This is a genomic window from Rhodopseudomonas sp. NSM (assembly GCF_052445935.1).
Lineage (GTDB): Bacteria > Pseudomonadota > Alphaproteobacteria > Rhizobiales > Xanthobacteraceae > Rhodopseudomonas.
Map to the genome: position 1 here is coordinate 920,001 of NZ_JBQTCH010000001.1, position 7,362 is coordinate 927,362.

2 protein-coding genes, 2 tRNA genes and 1 rRNA gene are annotated in these 7,362 nt (G+C 62.5%); 2 read left to right on the plus strand and 3 right to left on the minus strand.

Annotation, left to right across the window (positions count from 1 at the left end; translation table 11 throughout):
• Positions 1-256: 256 nt before the first annotated feature.
• From ACTZWT_RS04205 to ACTZWT_RS04215, 3 genes are all read right to left on the minus strand, one after another.
• A tRNA-Ala gene (locus ACTZWT_RS04205) sits at positions 257-332 on the minus strand.
• 33 nt (positions 333-365) lie between these two features.
• A tRNA-Ile gene (locus ACTZWT_RS04210) sits at positions 366-442 on the minus strand.
• Positions 443-666: 224 nt separating this feature from the next.
• A 16S ribosomal RNA gene (locus ACTZWT_RS04215) occupies positions 667-2,155 on the minus strand.
• Between the two features lie 1,030 nt (positions 2,156-3,185).
• Between ACTZWT_RS04215 and ACTZWT_RS04220 the strand changes: the two genes are divergently transcribed.
• Positions 3,186-5,237, plus strand: coding sequence for a M23 family metallopeptidase (locus ACTZWT_RS04220; protein ID WP_444768477.1), 2,052 nt, complete (start codon positions 3,186-3,188; stop codon positions 5,235-5,237).
• Between the two features lie 274 nt (positions 5,238-5,511).
• On the plus strand, positions 5,512-7,140 hold the full coding sequence (locus ACTZWT_RS04225) for an SMP-30/gluconolactonase/LRE family protein (protein ID WP_444768433.1): 1,629 nt from the start codon (positions 5,512-5,514) through the stop codon (positions 7,138-7,140).
• Positions 7,141-7,362 lie beyond the last annotated feature (222 nt).

A 7,362-nucleotide genomic window follows, 5' to 3' on the forward strand; every position in this document is an offset into this window, starting at 1 on the left:
GTCGCCAACAAAGACAGTTTTACAACACGCCGATCTTGCGATCAGCATGCGCCGAAAACCGTCTGGAGATACGCGCTCGTCTCCCGCGGATTGCTCCACTGGATCCGAACTCGGATCGATCTCCTCTTTACGATGTCAGAAAACCCGCAAGCCTTCATGCGAATGAAGGCAAGCGAATACAATATGCGGACGAATTCCGTCGAGCTGTCCGATGACAGCGTCGAGGCACAAGCGAGGGTCGCAGTGATCATCCATCTGGTGGAGCCAGACGGGATCGAACCGACGACCTCATGCTTGCAAAGCACGCGCTCTCCCAGCTGAGCTATGGCCCCGTAACCAGAAGACGAATGCAACGCTCGATGAAGTGGTGGGCCTGGGAAGACTTGAACTTCCGACCTCACGCTTATCAAGCGCGCGCTCTAACCAACTGAGCTACAAGCCCTCAACACGAGGAGCATGCGCGCGCACATCGATCCGGCCGGACGGCCGTGTCGATAGAACGCTGCGCGCCGCCCCTGGCGCGTGTTCGTCCGCGAAGAAAGAGAAACGAAGACGGCGAAATCCCGCCAATTTGGGGTTCATTATGACTTGAACCCCGGATGTTTCTAAAACAGGTCGATAATCCCTCACTGCAAGCAGCGAGTTCTTGAAAAGACCCATCCTTAGAAAGGAGGTGATCCAGCCGCAGGTTCCCCTACGGCTACCTTGTTACGACTTCACCCCAGTCGCTGACCCTACCGTGGTCAGCTGCCTCCCTTGCGGGTTAGCGCACTGCCTTCAGGTAGAACCAACTCCCATGGTGTGACGGGCGGTGTGTACAAGGCCCGGGAACGTATTCACCGTGGCATGCTGATCCACGATTACTAGCGATTCCAACTTCATGGAGTCGAGTTGCAGACTCCAATCCGAACTGAGACGGTTTTTTGAGATTTGCGAAGGGTTGCCCCTTAGCGTCCCATTGTCACCGCCATTGTAGCACGTGTGTAGCCCAGCCCGTAAGGGCCATGAGGACTTGACGTCATCCCCACCTTCCTCGCGGCTTATCACCGGCAGTCTCCCTAGAGTGCTCAACTAAATGGTAGCAACTAAGGACGGGGGTTGCGCTCGTTGCGGGACTTAACCCAACATCTCACGACACGAGCTGACGACAGCCATGCAGCACCTGTGCTCCAGGCTCCGAAGAGAAGGTCACATCTCTGCGACCGGTCCTGGACATGTCAAGGGCTGGTAAGGTTCTGCGCGTTGCGTCGAATTAAACCACATGCTCCACCGCTTGTGCGGGCCCCCGTCAATTCCTTTGAGTTTTAATCTTGCGACCGTACTCCCCAGGCGGAATGCTTAAAGCGTTAGCTGCGCCACTAGTGAGTAAACCCACTAACGGCTGGCATTCATCGTTTACGGCGTGGACTACCAGGGTATCTAATCCTGTTTGCTCCCCACGCTTTCGTGCCTCAGCGTCAGTAATGGGCCAGTGAGCCGCCTTCGCCACTGGTGTTCTTGCGAATATCTACGAATTTCACCTCTACACTCGCAGTTCCACTCACCTCTCCCATACTCAAGACCTTCAGTATCAAAGGCAGTTCTGGAGTTGAGCTCCAGGCTTTCACCTCTGACTTAAAGACCCGCCTACGCACCCTTTACGCCCAGTGATTCCGAGCAACGCTAGCCCCCTTCGTATTACCGCGGCTGCTGGCACGAAGTTAGCCGGGGCTTATTCTTGCGGTACCGTCATTATCTTCCCGCACAAAAGAGCTTTACAACCCTAGGGCCTTCATCACTCACGCGGCATGGCTGGATCAGGGTTTCCCCCATTGTCCAATATTCCCCACTGCTGCCTCCCGTAGGAGTTTGGGCCGTGTCTCAGTCCCAATGTGGCTGATCATCCTCTCAGACCAGCTACTGATCGTCGCCTTGGTGAGCCATTACCTCACCAACTAGCTAATCAGACGCGGGCCGATCTTTCGGCGATAAATCTTTCCCCGTAAGGGCTTATCCGGTATTAGCTGAAGTTTCCCTCAGTTGTTCCGAACCAAAAGGTACGTTCCCACGTGTTACTCACCCGTCTGCCACTGACATATTGCTATGCCCGTTCGACTTGCATGTGTTAAGCCTGCCGCCAGCGTTCGCTCTGAGCCAGGATCAAACTCTCAAGTTGGACTTGAAACTTTGAACCGGCTGATCACAACGTTTTGACGAGGTCCCACCATATACGCCGGCCGACGATTCACATCGCGACCGACACGCCATCCGAAGATGACATGGTGTAACCTTTGAAACGTGTAACCGCCGAAGTCTTTCGTCCGGTCTCTATGCTCGAAAGCCGAAGCCTTCTTACAATCGAGACCCGCAAGGACTTCGCCGTCCACGTTTCTCTTTCTTCATATTTACTTGTCAAACAGCCCGGAGCCCGAAGACCCCAAAAGACCCGAAGGTCCCGTGAACCCGAAGGTTCTTATCTCTATGTGTCGAACCCGGAGGTTCGGCCGGATCCGAAGATCCAATGAAGCGCAAACCCGAAGGTTTCGACTTCTGCTCCTACACTTATAGGAGCCCCGCTCTCCATCCGACGGCAATTAGCAACCGATGACTGTCGGCTGCTGATCACTCATCGTAGTGATGAAGCTTTCAGAGGCGCGGAAGCTCGCTGGGGCCCGGTGGGCTGCAGCGGCGCCGCGCTCAGTGGTTGGTTTATAGGCCAGGCCCCTCGGATCTGTCAACGGCCTTCGTCAGAAAAATGTCGTGTGACCTCGAAAAATCATTTTCCTTTGATGGCACAAGGCTTTCCGGGCCGTGGCGCCGTACTCAAGCCACATTCCTCGGTCGTTCTCCCCAAAATAGATTGGCCGGATTCGTCCGGTTGCCAGCTCCGGCAGCCGGTCTTTGCCAGACAGGGATCGCGATCATGATGCTTTCATCGCCAATTCCTCGCCTGCGTCCGGCATCGAACATTTCCCGCCATTGACGTTCGTGCTGGCTGCCAGCAATTTGGCCGCCTCTTGTCGAACGTCAGTGGCGCGGCCCAGTTCCTGAGTTTCGCCCGCGCGGCGTTTCCGGGAGGTCTGGGCCACAGGACGCTCTCGCGATCCACCCGATCGCGCTGAGAGTCCGACAGGTCAGGGACACTTGCCGGCGGGCGACAGACGCCAGCGGGGAAGATTTTGGGGGACTGCGGATTGAGCCAGAGGTTGTCACGGGGACGCAGCCACGGGCGCGAGGTCGGTTTCATCGATCTCGGGCACGAGCCCCCGCTTTCCGTTGATGGCTCCGAAGCCGCGGTGATCGATCGCCGCCGCGTATCCGTCCAATGGTTCAGCGGGACGATTCTGACCGGCCTGTGCGGCGCAGCCTTGATCGGCGGCGCCGTTTTCGCGTCGCTCGACGGCGAAATGACCTTCGCCAAGGCGCCGGAGCGGGTCGAGGCCGCGCTCCGCGGCGCATTCGGCGCCGACAAGAACGCAGCCCTGCACAAGAGTGACCGCCTGCCCCCGCCCAGCGAATCGCAGGCCGCGCGCAACGTGATCCGGGTTTCGACCGTGTCTCGTGTCGGCAGTCGCGACGTCGTCCGGGTGCGGCCCTTCATCAAGATCGCCGGCAATCTGTCGCTGTCGACCTCCGAACTGTCCGCCAAGATCCCGCCGTTCAACGCCCAGCGGATGCTGAGCGACGTCGGCGTCGCCACTCCGGCCGCGGAAGACGCGCAGAATCCCGACGCGGTCGAACCCGACGCCGAGGTCTCGTTCATCACCCGCGATCTCGGCCAGGTGCTGCCGCGGGCGAAGATCGCGGGCTTCATCCCGCCCGACGAGATCCTGATGCGGGTGCGCGACGCCGCGAGCTGGAAGGGCAACAGCGGCGTGCGCTACGCCAGCGCCACCGCCGGCGACATCGGCGGCGGCGGCAACAGCGGCGGCGACATGCGGCTCGGCTACGCGCCCGAGGGCGCCTCCGCCGATCCCTATGCGGGCTTCGAGACCCGGATCGTGCCGGAAAACGTCACGCTGCTGCCGAAGACCAAGGAGCAGGTGACCGGCGGCAACGCCACCGGCGAGCGCGTCCATATCGTCAAGAAGGGCGACACCGTGATCTCGGTGCTGCGCGACCAGGGCGCCAGCGAGGAGGATGCCACCGCGGTCGCCACCGCGCTCGGCGCGCGCGGCCGCAGCGGCGGGCTGAAGGAAGGCCAGAAGCTGAAAATCCTGATGGAGCCCACCGGCCCCGCCAAACAGCCGCAGCCGTTCCGGGTGATCATCGCCAACGACTCGACCGTCGAAGCGGTGGCGGCGCTGTCCGATCTCGGCCGCTACGTCGCGGTCGACGTCCAGGCCCTGAACACCGTCAGCGATACCGCCGACAACAGCGACGAGGACGAGGACGACGGCACCGGCGTGCGCCTCTACCAGTCGATCTACGAGACCGCGCTGCGCAACAAGGTGCCGCAGGCGATCATCGACGACATGATCAAGATCTACTCCTACGACGTCGACTTCCAGCGCAGGGTGCAGGCAGGCGACTCGTTCGAGGTGTTCTATGCCGGCGACGACGAGACCACCACGGCGGTCGAGAAGAACGACGTGCTGTTCGCCGCGCTCACCGTCGGCGGCGAAACCAAGAAATACTACCGCTTCCAGACCCCCGACGATTCGGTGGTCGATTTCTACGACGAGACCGGCAAGAGCGCGAAGAAGTTCCTGGTGCGCAAGCCGGTCAACAACGCGATCATGCGCTCCGGCTTCGGCGGCCGCCGGCACCCGATCCTCGGCTACGTCAAGATGCACACCGGCGTCGACTGGTCGACGCCCTATGGCACGCCGATTTTCGCCTCCGGCAACGGCGTGATCGAGAAGGCCGGCTGGGAAGGCGGCTACGGCAAATACATCCGGATCAAGCACAACAACGGCTACGAGACCGCCTACGGCCATATGTCGGCCTTCGCCAAGGGCATGGAGCCCGGTAAGCGGGTGCGGCAGGGCCAGGTGATCGGCTTCGTCGGCTCCACCGGCCTGTCGACCGGCGCGCATGTGCATTACGAAATTCTCGTCAACGGCCGGTTCGTCGACCCGATGCGGGTGAAACTGCCGCGCGGCCGCTCACTGGGCGGCCCGCTGCTGGCGAGTTTCGAAAAAGAACGCGACCGCCTCGACGCCATGCTGGCCGGCCGCGGCGTCGGCCGCTTCGCCGACGACCTGACCGCGACCACGCCGGCGCGAAGCGTCAGCGCGGCGGCGGCGCGGAAGTAAGCGCGGCAAGCGCAGCGCGAGCGAGCCGGCGATTCAGGGCCGCACAAAGCGCTTTGCGGCGTGATGCACTGCTGATCCGGGGACCCGGAATTCTGCAAAGCAAGACGTAACCGGGGTCCCGGATCTGCGCAGCGGCATGAACAATGCCGCAGCGCGTCCGGGACACGGGATTTGCCAGTCCCCTTGCCAACTCCCCTTGCCAACTTCCTCTTGCCAACGCTTCGGCGCAGCCAAATACTCCCGGCATAACAACAAACTTACGGGAGAAAATGCGATGAGGACCAAACTTGCGCTCGGCGCGAGCGCGATGGCGCTCGGCCTGCTGGCCTTTTCCGCCGCGCGCGCGGACGATTACCAGGTCACGAAACTGGTGCAGGGCTCGGCGTTTCACGGCGTGCACGGCCTCGGCGTCGACAAGGCCGGCCGGCTGTTCGCGGGCTCGGTCGCGGGTGCCGCGCTGTACGAGGTCGATCGCGAAGCCGGCACGGCGAAGATCGCGGTGCCGACGCCGGAAGGCATGGCCGACGACATCGCCTTCGCGCCCGACGGCACCATGGCGTGGACCGCGTTTCTCACCGGAGATCTGTACGCGCGCAAGGGCGACGGGCCGATCAGGAAACTCGCCTCGGGTCTGCCCGGCATCAATTCGCTGGCGTTCCGCAAGGACGGCCGGCTCTACGCCACGCAGGTGTTTCTCGGCGACGCGCTGTATGAGATCGACGTCGAGGGCACCAAGCCGCCGCGCAAGATCATGGAGAAGATCGGGGGCCTGAACGGCTTCGAATTCGGCCCGGACGACAAGCTCTACGGCCCGCTGTGGTTCAAGGGCCAGGTCGCCGCGGTCGACGTCGACAAGGGCGAACTCAGCGTCGTCGCCGACGGCTTCAAAATTCCGGCGGCGGCGAATTTCGACTCCAAGGGCAATCTCTACGTGCTCGACACCGCGCTCGGCCAGCTCGTCCGGGTCGACGTCAAGACCGGCAACAAGCAGGTCGCGGCGCAGCTCAAGCCGTCGCTCGACAATCTCGCGATCGACGCGCAGGACCGCATCTTCGTTTCCAACATGGCCGACAACGGCATCCAGGAGGTCGACCCGAAAACCGGCACGGCCAGGCAGGTGATCATCGGCAAGCTGGCATTTCCGGGCGGCATCGGCGTGGTGAGCGACGGCGGCAAGGACACCATCTACGTCGCCGACGTGTTCGCCTATCGCAGCGTCGATGGCGCGACCGGCGAGGTGCGCGAGCTGGCGCGGATGCACGCCGACGGCACCACGCTGGAATATCCGATGAGCGCCACCGCCAAGGCCGACGAGGTGATCCTGTCGAGCTGGTTCACCGGCACCGTGCAGGTGATCGATCGGGCCAGCGGCAAGAGCATCGAGATGCTGCACGATTTCAAGGCGCCCTATGACGCGATCCGGCTGGCGAACGGCAAGCTGGTGGTCGCCGAGCTCGGGACCAAATCGCTGATCGAGGTCGGCGGCGAGCACGGCAAGGACCGCAAGGCGATCGCCACCGACCTCGCCGGCCCGGTCGGCCTCGCGGCGGCACCCGACGGGGCGGTCTATGTCACCGAGGCGTTCGCCGGGCAGGTGACGAAGATCGATCCGGCGAGCGGCGCCAAGACCGTGGTGGCGAAGGATCTGAAGATGCCGGAAGGCCTGGCGCTGGCGCCGTCCGGCCAGCTGATCGTCGCCGAAGTCGGCGCCAGACGCGTCGTCTCGATCGATCCTTCGACCGGCAAGGTCACCGAACTCGCCGGCAACCTGCCGATCGGCCTCACCGCCGCTCCCGGCCTGCCGCCGACCAACATGCCGACCGGCATCGGCGTCGGCGCGACCGGCACGATCTATGTGTCGTCGGATATCGAAAACGCGATCTACAAGATCGCGAAGAAGTAGCCGGGCAGGCTCGACGGCCTCACCACGCTGCGCGACCGTCATCCTGAGGAGCGAGCGCAGCGAGCCTCGAAGGATGACAGCGGCGAGCCTTGCAACTCATCCTTCGAGGCCCGACGCGCCGCGCAGACGCGCGACACGTCGGGCGCCTCAGGATGACGCCATGCAGGTGGCGATGCAGGGCCGGTCTCAGCAGGCGGCCCCAAAACGTAGATGGCCGGGTCA

Excerpts from the sequence above, each read along its gene's own strand:
- ACTZWT_RS04225 (WP_444768433.1), top strand. The coding sequence starts at position 5,512 with ATGAGGACCAAACTTGCGCTCGGCGCGAGCGCGATGGCGCTCGGCCTG.